The 23,098-nt window shown below is 40.1% G+C and carries 23 protein-coding genes, 1 tRNA gene, 1 rRNA gene and 1 pseudogene; 17 read left to right on the plus strand and 9 right to left on the minus strand.

All coding sequences use genetic code 11. From position 1 onward, the window contains the following. Window positions 1–94 (minus strand): 16S ribosomal RNA (locus V7K45_RS11540); the annotation flags it as partial. A gap of 665 nt (window positions 95–759) precedes the next feature. Here V7K45_RS11540 and rsmA point away from each other — a divergent pair. From rsmA to V7K45_RS11570, 6 genes and pseudogenes are all read left to right on the plus strand, one after another. Continuing rightward, a complete protein-coding gene (rsmA, locus tag V7K45_RS11545; protein WP_335003441.1) occupies window positions 760–1,584 on the plus strand; it encodes a 16S rRNA (adenine(1518)-N(6)/adenine(1519)-N(6))-dimethyltransferase RsmA in 825 nt (274 codons plus the stop codon). A 74-nt stretch (window positions 1,585–1,658) separates the two neighbouring features. Continuing rightward, window positions 1,659–2,612 carry a 4-(cytidine 5'-diphospho)-2-C-methyl-D-erythritol kinase gene (gene ispE / locus V7K45_RS11550; protein WP_335003442.1) on the plus strand — a complete coding sequence of 318 codons (954 nt, stop codon included), beginning with the start codon at window positions 1,659–1,661 and terminating at the stop codon, window positions 2,610–2,612. A 176-nt stretch (window positions 2,613–2,788) separates the two neighbouring features. Further along, complete coding sequence (locus V7K45_RS11555) at window positions 2,789–3,118, plus strand: DUF3082 domain-containing protein (protein WP_094353499.1); 330 nt, start codon at window positions 2,789–2,791, stop codon at window positions 3,116–3,118. Between the two features lie 55 nt (window positions 3,119–3,173). After that, window positions 3,174–3,270, plus strand: a pseudogene (locus V7K45_RS32960) (indole-3-glycerol phosphate synthase TrpC); the annotation flags it as partial. 241 nt (window positions 3,271–3,511) lie between these two features. Beyond that, on the plus strand, window positions 3,512–4,117 hold the full coding sequence (locus V7K45_RS11565; RefSeq protein WP_335003446.1) for a sporulation/spore germination protein: 606 nt from the start codon (window positions 3,512–3,514) through the stop codon (window positions 4,115–4,117). 171 nt (window positions 4,118–4,288) lie between these two features. Beyond that, window positions 4,289–4,360: transfer RNA gene (locus V7K45_RS11570), tRNA-Gly, on the plus strand. A 264-nt stretch (window positions 4,361–4,624) separates the two neighbouring features. Here V7K45_RS11570 and V7K45_RS11575 read toward each other — a convergent pair. Further along, window positions 4,625–6,373, minus strand: a complete 1,749-nt coding sequence (locus V7K45_RS11575; RefSeq protein WP_335003448.1) for a hypothetical protein — start codon at window positions 6,371–6,373, stop codon at window positions 4,625–4,627. Between the two features lie 53 nt (window positions 6,374–6,426). Here V7K45_RS11575 and V7K45_RS11580 point away from each other — a divergent pair, with 53 nt between their 5' ends. From V7K45_RS11580 to V7K45_RS11595, 4 genes are all read left to right on the plus strand, one after another. Next, entirely contained in the window at window positions 6,427–6,579 is a 153-nt protein-coding gene (locus V7K45_RS11580; protein ID WP_322697736.1) for a hypothetical protein, read from the plus strand. 606 nt (window positions 6,580–7,185) lie between these two features. Continuing rightward, window positions 7,186–8,412, plus strand: a complete 1,227-nt coding sequence (locus V7K45_RS11585) for a succinate--CoA ligase subunit beta (RefSeq protein WP_335003451.1) — start codon at window positions 7,186–7,188, stop codon at window positions 8,410–8,412. A 296-nt stretch (window positions 8,413–8,708) separates the two neighbouring features. Continuing rightward, window positions 8,709–9,590, plus strand: a complete 882-nt coding sequence (locus V7K45_RS11590) for a succinate--CoA ligase subunit alpha (RefSeq protein WP_335003453.1) — start codon at window positions 8,709–8,711, stop codon at window positions 9,588–9,590. Window positions 9,591–9,732: 142 nt separating this feature from the next. Continuing rightward, window positions 9,733–10,626, plus strand: a complete 894-nt coding sequence (locus V7K45_RS11595) for a hypothetical protein (RefSeq protein ID WP_335003455.1) — start codon at window positions 9,733–9,735, stop codon at window positions 10,624–10,626. A gap of 378 nt (window positions 10,627–11,004) precedes the next feature. On the opposite strand, the gene V7K45_RS11600 is transcribed toward V7K45_RS11595, so the two are convergent. From V7K45_RS11600 to cysK, 4 genes are all read right to left on the minus strand, one after another. Continuing rightward, a complete protein-coding gene (locus V7K45_RS11600; protein WP_335003457.1) occupies window positions 11,005–12,093 on the minus strand; it encodes a sensor histidine kinase in 1,089 nt (362 codons plus the stop codon). 5 nt (window positions 12,094–12,098) lie between these two features. After that, entirely contained in the window at window positions 12,099–12,809 is a 711-nt protein-coding gene (locus V7K45_RS11605; protein WP_322683945.1) for a response regulator transcription factor, read from the minus strand. 99 nt (window positions 12,810–12,908) lie between these two features. Next, window positions 12,909–13,604, minus strand: a complete 696-nt coding sequence (locus V7K45_RS11610) for a LabA-like NYN domain-containing protein (RefSeq protein ID WP_335003461.1) — start codon at window positions 13,602–13,604, stop codon at window positions 12,909–12,911. A 580-nt stretch (window positions 13,605–14,184) separates the two neighbouring features. Then, window positions 14,185–15,144: a cysteine synthase A gene (cysK, locus tag V7K45_RS11615; RefSeq protein WP_335003464.1), complete on the minus strand. Its 960-nt coding sequence runs from the start codon at window positions 15,142–15,144 to the stop codon at window positions 14,185–14,187. Window positions 15,145–16,152: 1,008 nt separating this feature from the next. Between cysK and V7K45_RS11620 the strand changes: the two genes are divergently transcribed. From V7K45_RS11620 to V7K45_RS11650, 7 genes are all read left to right on the plus strand, one after another. Next, the gene (locus tag V7K45_RS11620; protein WP_335003466.1) at window positions 16,153–16,575 is read left to right on the plus strand and encodes a hypothetical protein; all 423 of its coding nucleotides are present in this window, start codon (window positions 16,153–16,155) and stop codon (window positions 16,573–16,575) included. Between the two features lie 35 nt (window positions 16,576–16,610). Next, window positions 16,611–16,898: a hypothetical protein gene (locus tag V7K45_RS11625; protein WP_335003468.1), complete on the plus strand. Its 288-nt coding sequence runs from the start codon at window positions 16,611–16,613 to the stop codon at window positions 16,896–16,898. Between the two features lie 2 nt (window positions 16,899–16,900). Beyond that, entirely contained in the window at window positions 16,901–17,212 is a 312-nt protein-coding gene (locus tag V7K45_RS11630) for a hypothetical protein (protein ID WP_335003470.1), read from the plus strand. A 379-nt stretch (window positions 17,213–17,591) separates the two neighbouring features. Next, window positions 17,592–17,954, plus strand: coding sequence for a hypothetical protein (locus V7K45_RS11635; RefSeq protein ID WP_069068421.1), 363 nt, complete (start codon window positions 17,592–17,594; stop codon window positions 17,952–17,954). Window positions 17,955–18,103: 149 nt separating this feature from the next. Further along, a complete protein-coding gene (locus V7K45_RS11640; protein WP_335003472.1) occupies window positions 18,104–19,111 on the plus strand; it encodes an LLM class flavin-dependent oxidoreductase in 1,008 nt (335 codons plus the stop codon). After that, window positions 19,101–19,475: a hypothetical protein gene (locus V7K45_RS11645; RefSeq protein ID WP_335003474.1), complete on the plus strand. Its 375-nt coding sequence runs from the start codon at window positions 19,101–19,103 to the stop codon at window positions 19,473–19,475. Before V7K45_RS11640 ends, V7K45_RS11645 begins: the two co-directional genes overlap by 11 nt. A gap of 257 nt (window positions 19,476–19,732) precedes the next feature. Then, entirely contained in the window at window positions 19,733–20,629 is an 897-nt protein-coding gene (locus tag V7K45_RS11650; RefSeq protein ID WP_335003476.1) for an Rpn family recombination-promoting nuclease/putative transposase, read from the plus strand. Window positions 20,630–20,773: 144 nt separating this feature from the next. Here V7K45_RS11650 and hypB read toward each other — a convergent pair whose 3' ends face one another. From hypB to hypE, 3 genes are read right to left on the minus strand one after another with little or no spacing between them, the layout of a single operon-like run. Then, window positions 20,774–21,598, minus strand: a complete 825-nt coding sequence (hypB, locus tag V7K45_RS11655) for a hydrogenase nickel incorporation protein HypB (protein WP_335003478.1) — start codon at window positions 21,596–21,598, stop codon at window positions 20,774–20,776. Next, window positions 21,589–21,930: a hydrogenase maturation nickel metallochaperone HypA gene (hypA, locus tag V7K45_RS11660; RefSeq protein ID WP_335003480.1), complete on the minus strand. Its 342-nt coding sequence runs from the start codon at window positions 21,928–21,930 to the stop codon at window positions 21,589–21,591. The genes hypB and hypA overlap by 10 nt, the downstream gene beginning before the upstream one ends. 19 nt (window positions 21,931–21,949) lie before the next feature. Next, the gene (gene hypE / locus V7K45_RS11665; protein ID WP_335003482.1) at window positions 21,950–23,053 is read right to left on the minus strand and encodes a hydrogenase expression/formation protein HypE; all 1,104 of its coding nucleotides are present in this window, start codon (window positions 23,051–23,053) and stop codon (window positions 21,950–21,952) included. Between the last annotated feature and the right edge of the window lie 45 nt (window positions 23,054–23,098).

Below are 23,098 nucleotides of genomic sequence, written 5' to 3' on the forward strand. Positions count from 1 at the left end.
CCGTCCGCCACTGTGTCCGAAGACACCGTTCGACTTGCATGTGTTAAGCATACCGCCAGCGTTCATCCTGAGCCAGGATCAAACTCTCCGTTTTGTTGTGTTTCGAGTTTGTGGCTCCGAAAAAAATATTTTCCGGAATCCTAGTTATTAATTAATTTTGACTATCCTTTTGGGTTTCCCAAAAGCAAAATCTTTTGACGAGGATTGGTTTTTTCTTAAGCTTTCAAAGTATTATGTTTTACAGGTTCAGCGGTGGTTGGCGTCTGTCGCCTTTCCACTTAACTAGAGTAACTAGTCATCCCCTAGTTTGTCAAGGGGTAAATTTATTTTTTTTCTAAATGGGCAAATCCCTTGCCTGACATTACTTACAGGAGAATGGCTTAAATAGCGGAAAGAAGGCAAAAACGAAGTGGCTAAACCTGGCTATGTGAATAATGCACGTTGCTTGTCTCTAAATAGGATCTGATGCAGATGGAGTGATTCATGATTATGGAGAGAGGCAAGAATTAATCTTGCTGGAGGGATTTATCCTGAATCCTTACGCCTGAACTAAATCTACTTATATGTAAGTAATAGCATAAGACTCCCATCCTATAGGTGACGTTTGTATCGGCATTTATGCGATCGCCACCGTTACGATCGCGGAGCGTTTGGAAGAGAAGATAGGCGTTACAGTGAGTCTAGCGCTGTATAGGGACTTCAAAATTTATAATGAGTTTTTGAGAAACAGCTAAAAACTAGACTAGGCAATAAATACAGATGATCCGACCGCGTAAGGTCTTTGCTCAACATTGGCTCAAAAGTGAAAAGGCACTCGACGCAATTATTAAAGCAGCGGAGTGTACAGAAAGCGATCGCGTCCTAGAAATTGGGCCTGGAACCGGGATTCTGACTCGTCGTTTATTACCCTTGGTGCAATCTCTGGTTGCAGTTGAAATAGACCGTGACTTATGCCAACTGTTGTCAAAGCAGATTGGTAAAAATAAAAATTTTTTACTGCTGCAAGGCGATTTTCTTACTCTAGATTTACCATCTTATCTGGCAGCCTTTCCCAATTTTCAACAGCCAAATAAGGTAGTAGCAAATATTCCTTATAATATTACGGGCCCAATCATTGAGAAACTACTGGGTACGATCGCTAACCCTAATCCCGAACCATTTGACTCAATAGTGTTGCTGGTACAAAAAGAAGTAGCAGAAAGGTTATATGCTAAAGCAGGCTCAAAAGCTTTTGGGGCGTTAAGTGTGCGGGTACAGTATTTGGCTGAGTGTGAGTTAATTTGCACAGTCCCAGCGGCCGCATTCCATCCACCGCCAAAAGTCGATTCAGCAGTGGTGCGATTGCGCCCCCGAAAAATAGAAATACCAGCGCTTAATCCCCGACAATTAGAGAATTTCTTAAAGTTGGGGTTTGGTGCCAAGCGCAAAATGTTACGAAATAATTTGCAATCTGTTATAGAACGCGATCGCTTGAGCCACTTACTGGAACAATTAAAAATAAATCCCCAAGCCAGAGCCGAAGACCTCAGCGTTCAGCAATGGGTAATTTTAGCAAATGAATTGGGAGTGGAGATTAGGGAGTAGGGAACAAGGCAGATTTTTCTCATTCCTCCATCTTCATTCCCGATTCCCAATTCCCGATTCCCCACTTCCAGAAAATGCGTTCCTACAGCCTAATTGCCCCTGCTAAAATCAACTTGTATCTGGAAATCATTGGCGCTCGCCCTGATGGCTATCATGAGTTAGCCATGATACTTCAAAGTATCGGACTTGCAGACAAAATTGATGTGCGTCCCATTAGTACTGATACGATTAGGGTTCACTGCAACCACCCACAAGTACCGACAGATAAAAGTAATCTGGCATACCGAGCAGCAGAATTAATGGTGAAGCAATTTCCCGAAGCCTTTGCTAAATATGGGGGTGTTGAGATTACCGTTAACAAGCAGATTCCTGTAGCTGCTGGGTTGGCTGGGGGTTCGACAAATGCAGCAGCTGTGTTGGTGGGGATAGATTTACTGTGGAAGTTGGGGCTAACTCAGTCAGAATTAGAGGAGTTGGGAGGTACACTCGGTTCAGATGTACCATTCTGTGTAGCGGGTGGAACTGCGATCGCAACAGGTAGGGGTGAGCAACTTTCTCCCCTACCGAGTTTAGATAACATATATATAGTATTGGCGAAATACCGCAGTCTGGAAGTTTCCACACCTTGGGCATACAAAACCTATCGACAGCAGTTTGGTCATTCTTATATTAGAGATAGCGACAACTTGGCAGCACGTGCTAATGCAGTTCATTCAGGAAAAATAGTAAAAGCGATCCTGGATAAAAATACAAGAGAAATTGCCCAAAAGCTGCACAATGATTTAGAGCGCGTGGTATTGCCAGCCTATCCCCAAGTCTTGCAGTTGCGAGAAGTATTTGCTAATCAGGAAGGCGTTTTAGGAACAATGATGTCTGGTTCTGGACCAACAGTATTTGCTCTTTTTGAGTCTCAGCAACAGGCAGAACAAGTGAAACTGCAAGTTAGGGAAGCAATTCTTGATGAAGACTTAGAATTGTTTGTGACTCGGACAATTACACATGGTATTCAGGTGGCATCTTCAGTTTAAATAAATCTTTATTGTTAATGGAGTATGGGGAATAAGCTTATGAGCTTTTAAGTTGCATGGTTAAAATCGCCAAAAAATGCAAAGACGCAAAGATGCAATTTGAATGACAACAAGCTGATGACAATAGTTATTCCTAATGTTCCAATCCCAAATCTAACATCTAAAATCTAAATATTATGAATGACCAAAATCTAACGCCGCAAACAGATGCTAAAGAACAGGTGACAGCTAGTCCATTACGCTGTTTTACTGGGGCGGTGATTTCTGGAGGAATGGGATTTGCAGCGTATTCGCTGATGATTGCGATCGCGACAAATTTTGCTAGTAAACCGATCCATTCAATCAATCCATTGGTGGTGAAGATTTCTTCTGCTGTCCGCACTCTGGTTGTTGGTGTAGTTGCTTTAGGTAGCGGGATTTTTGCTATAGTGGCAATTGGTTTGTTGGCTTTGGGAGTGCAATTATTAGTGCAGCAATTGACGAAGCAAAAAAGTAGTGAAAACTAGTAATTTGCTTTTAATCAGTAATCTAAAAGCACAAGTTTTTCTAAGACAGCACGACTTACCCTTACTGTACAAGCAGTTGATTTTACTCTTGCCAAATTTATTTGGCACAAGCAGCAGGCGCAGATGCAGTGCTACTGGTTGCAGCAATTCTCTGGTTTACTGCATCTTTACTTGTTTTAGTCAAACTGTTTGAGATTGACGTAGACGCAAAGCAGCTGTTGTCAGACATAGCTCCTTGAACAGCAGATGTTGTAATTTTGTTAGTTAGTATAAAATTTGACTTTAATATGTTTTGGGTTGACACTTTATAGACTGGCTAATATTCACAAATTTATGCGGAATTGATACCAGCGACACTGAAATCGATAACAAGATCATTTATAAGCAAAATTTATGAATACAATCAAGAGATATTTTTTACCTCCTATTTTTGTGACAATGGTTGTAAGCCTTGGTAGTTGTAGTTCTAACCCCACCGCAGGTAATATTGACAGTGCAACGTCATACCCTACCACAGCACCGACTAATAGCTTACCCTCTCAGGCTCCCAGCCAAATTCCTAGCGTAGCTCAGTTGAGAGAAAAATCTCCTAATCAAGAATCTTCTAAGGAAAATACGCCTTCCTCACCAACTTCTAAAGTTGCCACTAGCAAAACTACTAGCGTAACCTTATACACAAGTGATGCTCAGTGTCAAAAACTAATTCCAGAAAAGGTTTCAGTACCAGCCGAGGAACCAGTGACAAATGTAGTGAGTAAAATCTTAGAAAAACGAGATACAAGCGACTTTAGCTTGTCTGGGTATCGTGTCAACATCAAAAATGGTATTGCTACAGTTGATTTACGAATATCTCCTGAGTCCAAACGGCAAATAACTTCTCTTTCTAGTTGCGAACAGTTTGCTCTGTTTGGCAGTCTCCGCAAAACCTTAACGAGTAATGCTCAATGGAATATTAAAGAGGTTCGCTTCACGGAGCGAGGCGAGGACATTGTTCTTTAGTTAAATATTGTAGTAAGTACCGTCATCAGCTAGCTAAAAAAATTTTCTAATCTGAACAGCCATAGGACTCATGCATCAGTAGTTGTCAAAATAGTGTGTTTTCTAGCCAATTGAAAACAGCTGTAAATAGTGGTATGCTTAATTTTAGGCATAAGTGTATATTAGCAATTTGCGGGTGTAATTCAGTGGTAGAATGTCATCTTCCCATGGTGAACGTCGTGGGTTCGAGTCCCATCGCCCGCTTTAAAATCTGTAAGTTTTCAGTATCAATAGGAATATCACCCAGTTATTGAGCAGGTGCTTGGCTATATTATGAAGTCATTTGCTAATATCTGTAACTTTTAGCCAGTAGTGCGATCGCTATTTTCCTTAAATAAGAAAAATCCTGACATAGTAAGTATTATGTCAGGGTTTTAGGTATTTGAAATGCTGTGACAATATTTTGTTAAATTGACAAATAATTAGTTAATGTACAATTCATCCTTTATACTTCACTGGGGATGCTACTTACCCGCCTAAAGTCCGCGTATAAATTACCTGACCTTGGGAATCATAAAGAAAAAGGGATAGATTGGCATTTTCACCAATTACGGCTAGGGCTTCGCGTAAGATTTGCAAGTGATTGGTAACATCAACAGCTGTATCCGAATTCTTAGAATAAGGATTAGCTGAGTTACTTTGCCTTATTTGGTCATACTCAGGGGTTAGTCGGACAATAATTTCTGCATTGTCTATGCTAAATGTGCAAATCCGAATTCCATTAATACAGGTCTTATCCAAGTCAGTGCGGGTTTGTTGCAAACTACTAACAACTTGTAGTTTTTCTTGTGCTTGTTTGAGCGCAGCTGAATAAGGTTCGATGAGAGACTGAGCCTGAGTATAGTACAAGCTATCTTGGGGAACTTTTTTAGCAGTTTGCAAAGCCTGCTCCCAATATATCGCCGCTGCTTGCCATTGGTTTTGTTGTTCATAAACTTTGGCTTGCTTGGCAGTGGTAAGGGCCTGTTGGTAGGTTTTAACAGCTAATTGTTCTTTAGTAGCGCGATCGCGTACTAATACTAACTTAGGTTTATAATCTACTAACAGCTTTTGGGCTTCTTGGTATCCAACGCTATTTCGGGGAATCGTATTCAAGGCATTAATTACCACCAGCCAAGTAGATTGCGCCTTTTGCCAATCATTCAAGGATTTAGCAGTAGCCTCCTGCTTCTCGGCTGCAACGGCTACACCTTTTGCCACTGTTAGTTTTTTCAGCCATTTTTCCTCAATAAATATCTGTTGATTTACAGCGTGCAAACGGACACGATAATTCAGTAATTTACCCTGCACTAGCCCATAGAGTTCACTACTGGAACTTATACTTTCTAGTGGCGCTATAGCCTGTCGCCATAAGTGTTGCCTAGTTTGTAATTCCTCTAAGCTAGATGCAGGAGTTTGAACTTTTTGTGTCGCCAAAGATGCCGTCTGCAAAGCTTTGGCCACCTGATTGATTTTTTCTGCTCGTCCAGACAAACTTGCTTTTAGTTCCTGTGACAGCTGGTAACGAGGCGACCAACTAGGAATTACATTCAGGTCTGTGCTGGCTGCTGCAAGTTGCTGTTGTACAGCTACTAATTCTTTTTCAGACTTAGCGTGGCGCATCAGTTGCGGAGATTCTGTTTTTAATTGCTTGGCGTTTTGTATTTCCTTACACTCAGACATCACACAAGGGCGAGTCAATAAGTAAGCACCAACGCCTAAAACTATAATTCCTACCAACACTGCACCCAGAAGGATAGGTTTGACCTGGAATCCTGGCTTTGAAGCCGACAAATTCGACGCATCTGCAAACGGGTCAAAGAGTTCTTCTTCTTCGCTCTCATTGATTAATGGAGAATATGTCAGAGATGATGAAGGGGATATTACTTCCTCATCTGCTTGTACTTCCTCATCTCCCTCTGCTACCCATCCCCCCGTCGGCTTCAACGCCAAGAAACATTTAGTATAAGGGAGTTGTTCGCCAAAAACTCTGAGGAAACATTGCACCCGCTGTTCTTTCTGGGGTGCTAAAGACTGAAGTACCTCCTCAATGACTGCAAAAATTAGTTGAGCGTCAACGATTACATCTGACGCGTGTTGCGTTAAAATCATTAGCTCGCCTTTATTGACGACGCACTTAACCTCGAAGACTTCAGCTGTTGAGACTTCTACAAGTAATTGTTCTTGCAAAGTTTTGGCTAAAAGCTGTAAATCTTCCTGCTGGACTGCTACTTTCATACAGCTTTCCCGCTGAACTTCTATATTGTTTTGATTATCTTTAAGGGGATGAAATGAACTTTTTAGGTTTGTTGAATGCAAATGCACAGTTTAACCAACCACAGCCTGAGAATCTGAACGACCAACTTTCTAACACAAATTCTGACTTTTCACCAAAAATTAAAAAAGTAGTTATTGTTCGTGGCGATACATTTTTACAGCGCTAGATGCAAAATTAAATAATCTGTCTTCAGGTATAAATTAGAAATAAAAAATGGGAATAATAAAGGATTTGGGTATTTTCACTGCATTACTTTGCGATAATTAAATTCACAAAAGCTACTGCTTTGCAAAATTCTAGTTGCAGAGCAATTTTTACCAAATTATCTAAAGGTTAAGAAAACGATGCTATGTCAGAGGGTTTTGACAAAAAAGCTAGTTATCTTCTATGCTGGGAAACTTGCTGAAAAGATTAATTATGTGTTGTGGCTCTGGCACAAACAAGTTGACTATCAAAATTAATATGTTTCATTTGCTGAATTCGATAAAATTGATCCGTGAAAAATAAGTTTTTATAGCTGCAAAAAGGTTACAGCACTTTGCAACTAAATGAGGGACAAAACCAAGGATTCACAAATCAAATTATTCTTCTTCCTCCTGCCTCCTGCCTTCTCCCAAGGGGAAAGGCTAAAAGCGATCTGCCTCCTGCCTCAAAACCAGTGACTTTGTACCTCATGCAAAAGAAAACTGCTGTAATTCCGCAATAAAGGTGCTGCAAAATATCAAGACAGGAATAACCAAAAGCTTGGAAAGTGTCAATACAAGGTGTATCAATGGATTTATTAGAGTACCAAGTTAAAGAATGGTTTGCGAAGATAGGCATTCCGGTATTGCCTTCCCAACGAATTGACCATCCTACAGATTTAAAACGGTTAAAAATTCGCTTTCCAATTGTACTGAAATCTCAAGTCCACGGAGCGGAACGGGCAAAAGCGGGTGGAGTCAGATTTGCCCAAACGACTATCGATGCGATCGCAGCAGCTCAAAATATTTTTAGTTTACCAATATGGGGCGAATTGCCGGAAGTTGTACTGGCAGAATCTAAATACGACGCCAACCAAGAATTTTATCTCGCCGTGGTTTTAGACACGGCTGTCTGCCGACCGGTACTTTTAGGTTGCAAAGAAGCAGACATCGATTGGGAATCAGCTGGGGAAAGAATGCACTACGTTGTCGTGGAACAGGAATTTTCGCCATTTTATGCTCGACGATTAGCTTTGAAAATGGGTTTGCAAGGAACGCTGATGCAGTCGGTAAGCAGCGTTGTGGAGAAGATGTATCACTTATTTGTCCAAAAAGACCTGGATTTAGTCGAAATTAATCCCTTGGCAGTCAGTACTACTAGTCAAGTTATGGCTCTTAATGGTAAAGTCAGGGTCAACGAACGGTCGATCAAGCGTCATCCCGATCTTGCCGAGATGGCAGCAAAAATTATCAGTCGTCATACCACTACTGAAATTAATGGTATTTTGGGTGACTGGGATGGTGTGCAAATGCATGGAAAAATCGGTATTTTAGGTAACGGTACTGGTTCAGTGATGGCAACTTTAGATTTAGTTGCAAATGCTGGTGGCAATCCAGGTGTTTGTTTGAATCTACGTCATGCTTTTCTTACAGATACTACACCAACTACCTTCCGCGATCGCCTAGAAACAGGTTTGAAAATGCTGGAGGCTGATAAAAGCATTCAAGTAATACTAATTAATTTTCTCGGTAGCATTCCACAAATTGAGGAAGTGGCTGAAGTTATAGCTAGAGTTGTGCAGCAAGACAACAGCGAACTTGAATCACAGGTTGTACGTTCTAATGGTAGTAAAGTTCGGCGACATCTCAATTTTCCATCCTTAGTCGTCCGTCTTGCGGGTTCCGAATTTAACACTGCGAGAAAATATTTGACGACACTAAAAACCCACACCGATGCGCTTGTCGTGGTAGAAAATTTAGATGAGGCAGTGGCAGCAGCAGTTCTCCTTGCTAAACCAACGGTTAATAAAAGATAGTGAATGTCATTTTTTCCAATTCAAAAATCAAAAATTATTAGTTTTTACCGTCGGGTATAAATTGTTGAATTTAATGCTTAAATTAAGTACGGCTTTGCTTTCTGGAACTAAATTATATAGTACATTCAAACTGGATATTCCTATCTAGAGGCGCGTTTTCTCACTTTTGGAACACTCAGCTTCCAGACTAATTTTTGGAATTTCAGTAAAAATTGAATCAATACGACACTGTAAATGTGTCGTTTCTATGCCCAGTAGTTTAAGGCGCTGGGTTGCCAAATTTACGGTAATTTTTTATGAACTTAACACCAGAAAGTAAAGTCTTAATTCAAGGCTTTTGTGAATTTATATCAAGCATTCATGTCGATCAAATGAAAGCTTATGGCACAAATTTAGTAGCTGGTGTCAATCCTGGATGCGGCGGACAGGAATTGCATGGACTGCCAGTATTTGATTTAGTAGAGGAAGTAATAGGACAATTTGGGGCAATTGACACGACAATTATTTGTGTAGATCCTTACGATGTATTAGATGCGGCATTGGAAGCGATCGCATCTAAGATTCGCCAGATTATTATTATTACTGCTGGCGTGCCGCCTTTGGACATGGTGCAATTACTCCGCAAAGCCGAAGCTTGTGAAACTTTGGTAATCGGGCCAAATAGTCCGGGGATCATTGTACCGGGAAAAATTCTTTTAGGAACTCAACCCAGCGAATTTTATACTCCTGGAACAGTGGGGATCGTTAGTCGTAGCAGCACCCTCACCTACGAAATCGCCTACGAATTAACAAAAGCAGGTTTAGGGCAGTCAATTAGTGTCAGTATTGGTAGTGATGCGATCGTCGGTTCCTCATTTTTGCAATGGCTGCAAATTCTCGATGAGGATGAAACCACACAAGCGATCGTTTTAGTCGGTCAGCCTGGTGGTGGTAGTGAAGAAGCAGCAGCGCGGTACATTGCTGAGGCAATTGATAAGCCAGTAATTGCCTACATCGCAGGTAGACAAGCACCACCAGGAAAAAGTTGGCGTCAAACCGGGACTTTAGCAACAGTTATCGGACGCGATCCTAACTTTGGCACAGCCCAAAGTAAATTAGCTGCTTTAAAAGAAGCGGAAGTTCCAGTAGCAGAACGCCCTTCTCAAATTCCAGAATTATTGCGAAAGGAGATTAACTAATTACTAATTTGTTATTCGTAATTCGTAGTTAAGGATTAAATTACGAATTACCGATTATTTTAATAAATATAGCTTAGAAGTCAGGATACTGACTTTTTTCAAAAATAAAATATGAGTCTTATCTTTAAATATTGAATTAACTATGAAGGCAAGTAATGCAAACATTATTGCTCAATTGAACAGAGCTACAGAGGGTTTAATCTACTCATGTGCCGGAGACTCTACAGTGGGAACTTGTGTTTGGGAGGTAGCCGATAAAGGTGAGTTCAGTTTGGAAAATATGTTTAAGTTGTTCCCGTCAGAAGTAGATTGGATTGAAGAAATTTATACAAGATGTAAGCAGTTAGTGAAAGCAGCATCAAATTATCGGACTGTTATAGTAGATGAAGAACAATGTGTTTTAGAACTTTATCATATTTATCTAAAATTTTTCGAGTTTTTATTGTCTTATTTGCCAAATTTTGAAATTTATAAAATAACTATCGATCAAACTCTTCTTCATTATCACAGAGACACCAAAGAGGGATACCGCGAAGCTGGAAAATGCTACATAGGAAGAACAAGAGATGGCGATTGGATTGGCATAGCTTACAGAGATCCTATTGATTTTCTAGCAACTAGCGATGAAGAGTTCTTACCGGAAAAATCAAATTTATTTGGACAAAAGACACACAACTTTTTGCAAGAAATAGCAATATTTATGAAAGCGCTATCCCAATCGTGTCGTTCTCATTATCTCAACTCTATACAAGGTGACAAATCCTTTGATCCCAATCCCTTTTACATATTCAATGATATTATTTGGGAAGTTGCAGTAACCAAAGAATTGCTCTTAAGAAAACTGCTATATTCCACAGGTATTATTAGTACTCGAAGATTTCGTGGTACTAGCTTTCTAGATGTTGATAATATTCTACGGCTACATTTAAGAAATCTAAGAGCATATAAATTTTTAGGAACAGAGCTTTGCTGGCTAGGCGAAACTCAGTCAGGTGACTGGATTGGTGTTACAGCACATTGTTACCCATCAGGGTAAACACGTATAGTTTTGTCACCCTGGGGGATCTTACTACAGTTGGGGTTTAAATAAGAGTCTGAAACTCTCTTCTTTACGAGACACTGCGCGTAGCTTGCTTCCCTGTAAGGGTAGAATTTTGAATTTTTAATTGGTCAATCTTGGGAACGATTTTGAGGGAACAGGTAGGCGATCGCAGCATAACCCGAAGCACTGAGTAAACTAACCAAAAAAGCAGCCAGAACAAAAGTAGACATAATGTTATACTCTATGCAATTCCCAAATTTTGGTGTCCATCAACAAACAAAAATGTGGGATACTTTCAAATTAGCAATTGGGTATGACACAGCCATGACTACCTTGTGTCAATCCCTCTAACTCAAAGTTTTTTAGCTCAACTCAAGCCAAAGGCAGAAAAAAGCGAAACGTACTGCCAACTCCCAATTCGCTTTCTACCTGAATTTGACCGCCTTGTAATTCAATCAAACGGCGGGAAATAGTTAAACCAATACCAGTACCTCCCGAATGGCGATCGCGCGATTGATCGGCTCGCCAGAAGCGCTCAAACACATGAGGCAAATTTTCTGGAGCGATACCAATGCCTGTATCACTAACCGCAATCCAGAGTTGAGATGCGTCAATTCCAACAGTAATGGTAATTGAACCTTCGTTAGTGTAACGAACTGCATTACCTAGCAGATTAACTAGCACTTGTTCTGTACGGTCAACATCTGCCAATACAGGAGGTAGCACAGATGGACATTTCAAAAGCATAACTGGCCCATCTTCCAATAATTGGTCGGAAAATTTCTCCACTAATGACTCTAACAATGGACGCAAATTTACCCGTTGGATATTAATTGGTAGATAACCGGCTTCTGCCTTAGATAGTTCTTGTAAATCGTTCACCAACCGCTCTAAGCGTCGAGTTTCTTTTGCTAAACGCCGATAGATTTCAGGAGACGCTTCAATTTCCCCATCAGCCAGTTCTTCCAAGTAACCGCGCACCACAGTTAATGGTGTGCGTAATTCATGGGTCATATCTCCAATTACTTCTCGCCGCCGCGCTTCTACCCCTTCTAAACTGGCTGCCATTCGGTTGAAACTACTACTTAATCCACTAAGTTCTGGAATGTCAGACACAGGTAGTCGCGCATCCATTTGACCAGCAGCAAATTTTTGGGTGATTTGTTCCATCTCGGTCAATCGCTGCATAATCCGTCTGGATACCCAGTAACTCAATCCTCCGGCGGCGGTAGTACCGACTAAGACTGACAAAATAGTGCTTCGCTGCCAAGCAAGTTCAAATCCTGTAACCAATTCAGCACGGACATCGATTAAGTCGAACCCCTGATTTTCTAATCCTTCCAAATGTAAAACAAATAAGCGGGGGGAAGAGATTTTGCTGATGCTGACCAGACTAGCTACCCCCACGATCATTACTACTAAATGGGAGAAAAATAGGCGTCCCCTCAGCCCCATCTTCATAACATTTACGCTACCAGAGGATCTTCAAATTTATAGCCCACCCCAACAACAGTTTTAATAAAAGTCGGATTTGCCGGATCGGGTTCAATCTTTTTTCGCAACCGAGCTACATGAGTATCTACCACTCGTTCATCGCCAAAAAAATTATCTCCCCAAAGTTTATCAATCAGCTGAGTCCGGTTCCAAACTCGACCAGGATTGCTGACAAAGGTAGTTAGCAAGTTAAATTCTAGGGTAGTTAAGTCCAAAATTTCAACTTCTTGAGAATTTATCTGGCGACTGGCAGTGCGCTGATCTACATCAACAATAAAGTGTTGGGTACGATTGACTTGATGTTGTCCCCCTTGGCGAAGGCTACGCCGTAATAGTGCCCGCACCCTAGCTACCAACTCTCTGGGGCTAAAGGGTTTGACCATATAATCATCAGCACCAGTAGATAGACCAATGACGCGATCGATTTCTTCACCCTTAGCAGTAAGCATTAAAATGTAAGGATCTTTTGCACCTGGTTTCTGGCGAATTCGGGCACAAACTTCCAACCCATCCAAACCAGGAATCATTAAATCTAGAATGATTAAATCCGGTGGTTGCTCTTGAAACATCCGCAAAGCATTCATGCCATCGCGGCTAGTGCGACAAAAAAATCCTTCTTTTTCTAAAGAGAGTTCGATTAAACGAGCAATTTCTGGCTCATCTTCAACTATTAAAATATCCATCTGAATATAGGGTCGAGCAAAATGGGCAGAGCAAAGACACAAAGACACAGAAATATATTTTATGCGTCCCTGTGTCCTCCACTCCTCGCCTTTTTTTAATTAGAGGTTTGAATTTGACGCTGTGCGATAACTATAGCCAAGATTAGAATCTTTTTGAATGTATGTTTTAATACTATCGAGGTCAATGAAGCAGTCAGCAACATCAATCAAACTTTCACTAGTCGTAGTTTGCAGACTAACTACTTCTACTCGAACTCCCATTCTGCTGACAGCGTTCACAGCATAAGCTAAATCTCCATCGCCACTGACTAAAACCGCTGTATCATAGTAAGGAGCTAACGTGATCATATCTACAGCAATTTCTACGTTCAGATTTGATTTTTTGAAATTCTCTGTTGGTACAACGAGTTCCTTTGCGACTACGCGATAGCCATTGCGACGCATCCACAAGAGAAAACCCTGTTGCTTTTCATTACTGATATCAACGCCAGTATAGAAAAAAGCACGCAATAGTCTGGAACCGCTAGTTAAATGACAAAGCAATTTAACGTAATCAATTTCTATGCCGAGTTGTAAGGCTGTATGGAACAGGCTTAAGCCATCAATAAAAATAGCAACTCGACCACGATTTAAGTTATTCAAAATCGAACTATCAGGTGCAGGATCTCGCATCTTGGTATCTTTACCTTTGACAGCAGTATCGCTCAAATTTTGTCCTTGCCAATGTGGTTTCGCTTTGAGTACCTTAGATTCCTTAAATTCATTTCTTTGTTTGCTAAAATTAGTTATAATCATTGATACCTCTGATTTTAAAGCTGTAAAGAATTTTGACTAAATTTTCTATAGTATAGTCTGTACTGATTTATAACCTAGCAGGTAATGGTCTTAAGTCACTATATGCAGATAAGGTTAACTGGTGCTAAACAAGATTCAGAATAGACAGCGCAAGGTTTTCACTATTGTTATGGTTGATTTAACGACATATTGCCTCTGCCCACAGATATGTTAATCTTTAGCCACCGAGACAGCAAGAGTTTCGATAAAATAAATCTTTTTGTCAGGGTAAGGGCTGTTTTTGTTAGGTCTGTCTTGCACTCAACCCAGAAGTACTATATCTATAATTGGGTAAGCATGAACTGTAAGACTTGTAATAGGGGCAACCCGACATAAGTAAATTCCGCACAAGAATCCCACTACTTTTAGGGGCAATGAGCGTAGCAATATTTACGCAGTTGTCGGAGTGTCAAAGAGTTAGAAGCACTAATAACGTAATATGGGATGCGATCGCACCTCAAAAAGTAAGTTGTATTAATTTATATAAGAGCCAAATGAGAAGGACAGAGATGATTCGTTGCTCTCTTGTCCCCCTATTTGCTTAACGCACGCCAGCAGTTTCTAAAGACAAATCTTGAAACATCGGTGTGCTGAGATAACGTTCGCCAAAGGAAGGCTGAATCATCACAATTAAACGTCCGGCATTTTCTGGACGTTTACCGACTTGAATTGCAGCGCACAAAGCTGCACCAGAGGATATCCCAGACAATAAGCCTTCTTCTTTTGCCAAACGTCGCCCATAGGCGATCGCTTGTTCATCGCTGACTCTAATTACTTCATCAACCAATTCTAGGCGGAGAACATCTGGGATAAATCCAGCCCCAATACCTTGAATTTTATGCGGCCCGGCTTCACCACCAGAGAGAACTGGGCTATTGCTGGGTTCAACTGCGATCGCTTTAAAAGTCGGTTTGCGCTGTTTGAGTACTTCGGCAATCCCAGTAATCGTTCCACCAGTACCTACTCCAGCAATGACGATATCTACTTCCCCGTCTGTATCTGCCCAAATTTCTTCAGCGGTGGTTTCTTGGTGAACTTTGGGATTAGCAGGGTTGCGGAACTGTTGCAGCATAAAAGCATTAGGAGTATTAGCCACAATTTCTTCGGCTTTGCGAATAGCTCCCCGCATACCCTCAGTTCCTGGTGTCAACTCCAAAGATGCACCATAAGCTCTAAGCATAGCGCGCCGTTCTTGGCTCATAGTCTCAGGCATCGTCAAAATCAAACGGTAGCCACGCGCTGCTGCTACCATTGCTAGAGCAATTCCTGTATTACCAGAAGTAGGCTCAACTAAAATCGTCTTTCCTGGGAAAATTGAGCCAGCAGCTTCCGCCGAGAGTACCATACTTAACCCAATCCGGTCTTTCACCGAAGCCGCTGGGTTCATCCCTTCTAATTTAACAACTATCCTTGCAACTACTCCCTCAGCTTGAGGAATCTTGTTCAGTTGAACTAAAGGAGTTCGTCCAATCAGTTCTGTTATGTCTTGAGCAATCCGCATTATTTAACCCCTAAAATCCTAAATCTAAGTACAGAGTATTTACTTATAACAATAAGCTTTGATGTATTTATTTTGCCGTTTAATGTCAATGAGTGCATATACTATGTATTCTAACTAAACCACAAAATATGAAAGTTTAGGAAGAACTTTTATGAGATATTCCCATTGATTCTCACTTTAGAAGAGGCTAGCTTACCATTCTTCTAGTTTACCATTTGGAATTGCTGACTATTGTCTCTTGGGTTGAGATTCAATTTTGGTAATTCTGTATATATGAATATTTTTTCCATTTGTTCTGAAAATATAATTTGCTTTCAAAATATTTAATTGCTTTTCTTAATTTATTAGTCTATCTTTATCAAGAGACATTGATGTTTTCTTTTGAGTGCAAATTTTGTCAGTCCCAAATTGCATCTAAAACAGTCTTTAACCATTGCCTACATTGCTTTGAGATTGAGTGCAAAAACCCCAGAACCCCACCTCGAAAATACTAGAACCCTATCCAAAAAACACTAGCACCCATACCCCAATTAATTTTTATAAGGCTTATCAGATATAAATTACAGGCTTTGAGTACTATTCTAATGAATTTAATAATCTTAACAGGGCTGGGGTAAACTGTTTGGTGGAGAGCGGCTGATATAAATCGTATAGGATTTACGCAGAGATTCCCCTCTACCCCCCAACATTCCTAAGCGAAAGCTTAGTGAACTAGGGGGGACTTCTTAATCTCCCTTTTGAGAGTAGGATGAAACCAGATTCCCGAATCAAGTGGGTTCTTTCTGACTGAATAATCCTATGTTTTGTGAAAAGGGTGGTAACTTTTTATTAGTCAGTAGTCAGTAGTGACGAGAAAAATAACTGGCAACTAATGATTGTAAAAATTACCGATTACAGATATTTTAATATCAAAACTGTTTGAGAGGTAGAAATTATATAACTACTTTAGATAAACAGCAAAAGATATTTTCTTACTGGGTGCATACTACCTAGCAAGGGAGAGCCAAGATGAAAGCCAAACTTTTAAATGTTCTTACAGTTTGCGTCGTTACTTTAGTAATGCTTTCACCAGGACTAGTAGTATTTGGCATAATTTGGGAGCGACATCTGGAGTTAGTAAAATCTCAGAATTTAGCTTACGAAATTAACAACACAACTACAGATGCTCCCGCCTTGTCTCCTCAGATAGAGGGTACACATTCCCCTCAGACTAGCATTCAATCTTCCGAGCGTAATGTGGTTCATCAAATGCTTGCTGTTGCTGAACAATATAAATTTGCCACTATCCTGCAATGGTTCTTCTTGTTAACCCCAATTTGTGTTGGGTTAGGGATTCTCTTTTACGACAGATATCTAGTTCATCGTGCTGCTGTTTTAAAAGAACAAGTTGAAATGTTGGAAAGACTGTGGCACCAAAGTATCGAACAGTAACTTATTCACAATTTACTAAAATCAAAAAAATTACCATGACAGACCAAGAACAACGCCAAAGCTTGTATTTTAATCTGATTGATGAGTTACTTAGATGTCCTAATGGTCAAGAACCAGAAATTTTGGAATCTAAACCCGAATTGATTGATTCCGGTTTAGTAGAAACAATGTTACAAGTAGCTACTATGTTTGCTCATGAAGGCAATCAAGATGGTGCCCAATTTTTATTTTTTGTGGCACGTGAGCTTGCTAAAGAATTAGGTTTATACCCGGAAGTTCCCAGTACTGAAGTTGCAAATCCTGAAGTTGCGAATAAGGAGTAAAAATGTTGTTGACTTCAACGGATGCGGGACAAATAGCTTTAGAACTGCTCATGGCAGACTGGAATATTTCAGAAGAGAATAGAGAGTGGTTCACAATCTTTAGCTCTCGTCTGATTGGCGAGAGTTGGTACACTGTGGAACTAGGTATAGAAGGATTTCCCGATCGGTGGTTTATTCAAGTATATGACACTGGAGCGTGCGATCCAAACTATACATTTATTTCACCAATTCGTGGTTCTGAAGGATTTACGGACTTTGTAAATGTACCGGAAATCATAGCAGAGGTCTTAGTTTGTGAACGCAATGCTCGCTAATAATAGTTAAAAATTCAAAAGTTAGAATTCAATGTTGAGACGTGCTATTTAAATGCATTCTATTTGAATTCATAATTTTCGATATCAGAGTCAATATACCTGAAAATTAGAAATTATGGCTAGACAAACTTTCATCCATCTGCGCGGACTCAATAAATTTTAAATCCTCCCAGGTAGGTTTTGTCTGTATAGCTGCGAATTATATTCGCCAATGGTATTACTTTGATATTTCTTTGAATATAAAGATGCTTTACGCAAATCTGAGGTGATGCCAAATGAGGTACACCTCTTTTTTTTGTAATATTTAAGGTTTTATTTAAGCTTAATCAGCTATTTTGTCATATTTAACTGACAAAATTATGTTATATTAAATAGCGTGATGGACGCTACAGAAATATCAGTTCCAATGATTGCTGAAGATATCTTAGCCAAAGAATTCACAAGAGTCGTCAATCATTACTACCCGCAAGTTGGAGAATTGCTGGATGGGTGTTATGTGAAAGTCATCACCTGTTTTTGGGGACGACCTGCTAGACGTTTGCAATATATAGGAATTTATTGCTCAGACGAAATGATTTCCTGCGTGCAAGCTCAAAAAGAAATACTCAGAGAAGTAGCAGACAACATGGGTTTAATCCAGGTTGTTTGCATGAATGCCAAGCGATTGTTGCGCGATCCGATGTCGAAGGTCAAAGAGAACAACCCACGTCTATGGTTGGAGTTGCAGTGGGTTGCAACTTAGTGATTCATCGCATTAATTGAGAGGGGTAAATTCTTTTGTAGAGAGGACTTTATTCCTCAAATATTTAAGCACGCTTTGTGCTTACTACAAACCTATCGACCACTAGAATAACCAGCACCTACGGTGAATACAAAGTATCAACGCAAGTAATGAAAACTGGAATTTTCTGCAATTACGATAATTTTCACCAAGATGCTCGTCGTGCCATCTTTGAGCAAGTTGCACTGGTAAAACAGGCAGAAAGCTTAGGTTTTGAGGAAGCGTGGGTGAGTGAACACCATTTTAGTGAATCTAATCTCAGCCCGTCCATGTTGGTGTTAATGGCGCATTTGGCGGGATTGACTTCAACTATCCAATTAGGCACTGCGGCGGTGTTACTGCCATTCCATAACCCGATTCGGGTGGCGGAAGATATTGCCACTTTGGATAACCTGTGCAATGGACGATTATTATTTGGAGTTGCCAAAGGTGGCCCCTTTCCTCAACAAAACAAGCATTTTGCGACTCTCCCCAGTGAATCCCGTCCCAAAATGCTAGAGGCGATCGCACTGATTCAAAAGCTCTTATATGAAACTGATGTATCATTTAATGGGCGATATTATCAATGCGATCGCTTAACGATTTACCCAAAACCATTGCAAAGTCAAATACCAGTGTATGTTGCCACTGGTGGTGATGATGGTATTGAGCTTGCTGCTAAACATTCCTTCAGCTTGATGGGTGGGCCGCCATTTTCCCTAGAGAGATTGAAGGATACTGTTACCAAATATCGAGCCTTAAATTCTAGTGGTGCGGAAAACTTAGTGCTGGCACGCTTCTTTTTTGTTGGCAAAACATACGACGAGGCAGTGAGTGAAGCGTTACCTTTCGTTCGCAAATTTAGCCAGAAAATGAAAGCTAATACGGCTGAAGTATTGCAAAACAGTGCGAATCCCAACCAAAAACCATTCGACCGCACAAATATTTGTTTCGATGAAGATTATTTGATTGAGAATTCAATTATCGGTGATGTGGAGACTTGTCGAGACAGAATTAAGAAATTTCAGGACGAATTAAATTTAGGTACGCTAGCACTCAAACCCTCGTCTGCGGATTTGCAAAAAAACCTGGACAGTTTGACGCGCTACAACCAAGAGGTGCGAAATTATGTCTTCTAAACTATACTTGCTTCCTCCCGATGATTTACCTCCCGCTGAGGTAACGAAAGAGGATGGAATGCTACAAATGGAGCTAGAACAGTCTACTGGCAGATGCTTTTATCTAGCCTGCGATCGCATTACGCGAGTCCTATTATCTAATTGTCAGTGGTATCTCACAACAAATGCTAGCATCCTCACATTAATTATTGATTGCCCTGACTTAGTATCTTACTGGCATATTGTCAGCAATATTCCCCAGTTGGGTAATAGGTTAGAGCGGTTTGCTAGCAATGGTAAAATCCGCGTTTATCCGCCATTCGGCAAAGGAACGCCGTTTGAAATCAGCGTAAATGAAATATCTGCTTATCGAGATTGGCTTTGAGGTAAATAGAAACTGGGAATCATCTTTATCGCTGTCTAACACCCTGTACTTTTAAAGTGCAGGGTGTTGTATTTTATGAGAGGTAGAATTCATTTTTAAAGTTGGATGCAGTTAGTTATTGAAGTAGAAATAACTACTTTAATTTTGGTTTCTTTTTGTATTTTGAGACGGAAATATTTAGGCGATCGCTATATCTACACTCAGTGGTAGTCTAATTAAAAGTACAGTAGCGATTATCTAAACCTATCTACTTGCTTATGTCCAAACCTGCTGATATCAGCACTAAACGCCTAATCAGTCTTGCACCCGATAACTGGGTAAAATGGGTAACACAAATTCCCGATGTTATTGTAGGTGAAATTCTCAACTCAGAATTTCAGTGGGTTAGTAGACAAAGTGATGTACTTATCCGTGTCGAGAATCCGCAGTATGGAAAATTTCTAGTTGTCAATGAATTACAACTGCGCTATAAACCGGAAATGCCACGACGGATGCGTGCTTATGCAGCTCTAGCTGAAGAAAAATATAATTTACCTACCTATCCAGTATTAATCAATATTCTTAAAGGAAGTAACACAGAAATACCTACAACATATACATCAAATGTTGCAGGTTTAAGAGCAACTCAAGATTATCGGGTGATTAACCTATGGGAAGTTGATGTAAATACTGTCTTTGAGACACCATTACCATCCTTAATTCCATTTGTACCCATTCTCAAAGGCGGTGAAAACGAGGTTGTAATTCGAGAAGCCTTGCAATTTCTGCGTCAGGATGAACAATTAAATCAACTTGAAACAGTTTTGGCTTTTTTTGCTACGTTTGTAATAGAGAGTGCCCTAGTCCAAGAAATCATGAGGTGGGATATGGCTGTGTTGCGTGAGTCGCCTTGGTATCAAGAAATTTTACGTGAAGGAGAAGCACGCGGAGAAGCACGCGGGGAGGCACGCGGGGAAGCACGCGGAGAAGCACGCGGACGACGAGAGGAATTATATTCAGGTATTGAATTGGCACTGGAGATTAAATTTGGGACTCCTGGCTTAGATTTAATGCCAATCATTTACCAAATCACAGATTTACAGCGATTAAAAGTGATTCAACAGGCTATCAAAACCCTAAATACAGTTGAGGAACTACAGCGAGTTTGTGATTGATTTACTGGTAAAAAAACTTGTGATTTTTTCACTTAGCGATTTATACTACTTCCAGCTTTGATGAACCCCCAGAGGGATTTCGTCAGTCAGTGACTTAATTTGACAGGTTTTAGTTTAAACGTAAAGGAAAGCGCAGAGTTTTTACTATAATGATGTAGATATCCACGCATACCAATTTTCTAACCCAACACCAGTAGTTGCAGAAACCTGAAAAATCTGAATTTTGGGATTTACTTCCCTAGCATATTCTATGCACTTTTGAACATCAAATTGCAGGTAAGGTAGCAAATCGATTTTTGTGAGAATCATGATATCACTTGCACGGAATATATGCGGGTATTTTAGCGGCTTATCTTCTCCCTCCGTGACTGAGAGAATCACGACTTTTGCCTGTTCTCCTAAATCAAATAAGGCTGGACAAACTAAATTTCCCACATTTTCAATCATCACAACTGAATTCAGTGGCGGATTCAGTTGTTGTAAACCTCTTTCTATCATTGAGGCATCTAAATGACAGCCTGTTCCGGTGTTTATTTGGATGACTTTAGAACCTGTTTCTTTAATTTTTTTGGCATCATTAGCAGTTTCTTGGTCGCCTTCAATAACACTAATAGATAATTGATGTTTTAAATCATTGATGGTTCGCGTTAAAAGAGTTGTTTTCCCTGCACCAGGAGAACTCATTAAATTTAAAGCGAGAATATTGCGACCTTTAAACCATCCCCGATTTTGGGCAGCTAGTAGGTTATTTTTTGATAAAATATCCTGTTCTAAAGATATTGTTGTGTTGTGTATTTTGGCATGAATTTGAGGCGCTTCTATATGAGTGTCATGACTGTGGGAGTGAGTGATGACAGTTCCATCTGGTAAAGTATGAGTATGATTATGGTGGTTATGTTCAGCTTCACCTGTTTCTAAATTGGTAATTTTTATTTCGCCATCATCAGAACAACCGCAGGTTACACACATAATTCCTCTATTTCTATTTCTTTGATTTTAAGTTCTTCACCAGTAATTAAATCTAATTGCACACTACCGCAGTTACAGATTCCATAAGGTTTATCTAAATAAATTTCTGCACCACATTGGCGACATCTCCCTAAACCTGGAATTTCCAAAATTTCTAATGTCGCCCCTTCTAAAACTGTGCCCTGAGTGCAAATATCAAAACAAAATCGGATAGCATCGGGCATAATGGCTGAAAGTTTACCAATTTCTAATAAAACTCGCTGCACTTTTGCGCCTTTGGCGTGTTCAGTCACAATTGCCACAATATTTTGGGTAATTCCAAATTCGTGCATATTATAAATTTATTAAAGATTAACAAATTCGTGGTAGTTGGTCGCCTACTAACATATCAACAATCCTTTCAGCACCAAAAGCTGTTTTTAATAATACGATACCTGGGGGTGAAGAAATAACTTCGCCAATCATACAAGCATCTTTGCCTGCTGGGTGGGATTTCATAGCTGATAAAACATTTTCAGCATTCTTTTTTGGAACCACTACAACTAACTTACCTTCATTAGCTAAATACAATGGGTCTAAACCGAGAATTTCGCAAACTCCGTTGACTTCTTCACGCACTGGGATAGATTCTTCAAAGAGACGAATTCCCACATCGGAACTTAGAGCAAATTCATTTAGCACTGTAGCTAAACCACCGCGTGTAGCATCTCGCATAGCATGAATTTGGGGACATGTATGGAGAATAGTTTCTACTAAACTATGCAATGGCTGACAATCACTTTCAATATTAGTTTCTAAGGCTAATTCGCCACGGGCAATTAAAATTGCTGTCCCATGATTGCCTATTTCACCATTAATGATTATTGCATCTCCAGGTTTAATATTATGAGCAGAAATGTTAACCCCTCGCGGAATGATACCAATACCAGCAGTATTAATAAAGAGTTTATCGGCAGCACCACGATGTACAACTTTTGTGTCACCAGTGACAATTTGAATACCCGCTTTTTCTGCGGCTATTTTCATGCTGACTGCAACACGCCGCAAGGTTTCTACGGGTAATCCTTCTTCTAAAATTACGCTACAAGTTAAATATAAGGGTTTAGCACCGCTGACAGCTAAATCATTAACTGTACCGTTAATAGCTAATTCTCCTATATTACTTCCAGGGAAAAATAACGGGTCTACTACATAAGAATCTGTTGTAAATGCAAGTCTGTCTCCTTGTTGCATGAGAGGTGCTAAGTTGAAGCTGGCTTGGTCTTCTAGTTGGGAGAGAATTGGATTATCAAAATTGCTGACAAATATATCATCTATTAAATCGCGCATGGCTTTACCACCGCTGCCATGTGCGAGAGTTATATGAGTTTCTTGCACTTTAGTTTGGCGACGGCGGACTTTTTCTATTTTTTGGAATAGGGGATTTTGTATTGGGTTTGTGGGTAAAATATTCATATTAAAATTTTTTTAAACGCAAAGGAACGCAGAGGGAAGCGCAGA

It is taken from the genome of Nostoc sp. (assembly GCF_036917375.1).
Classification (GTDB): Bacteria; Cyanobacteriota; Cyanobacteriia; order Cyanobacteriales; family Nostocaceae; genus Nostoc.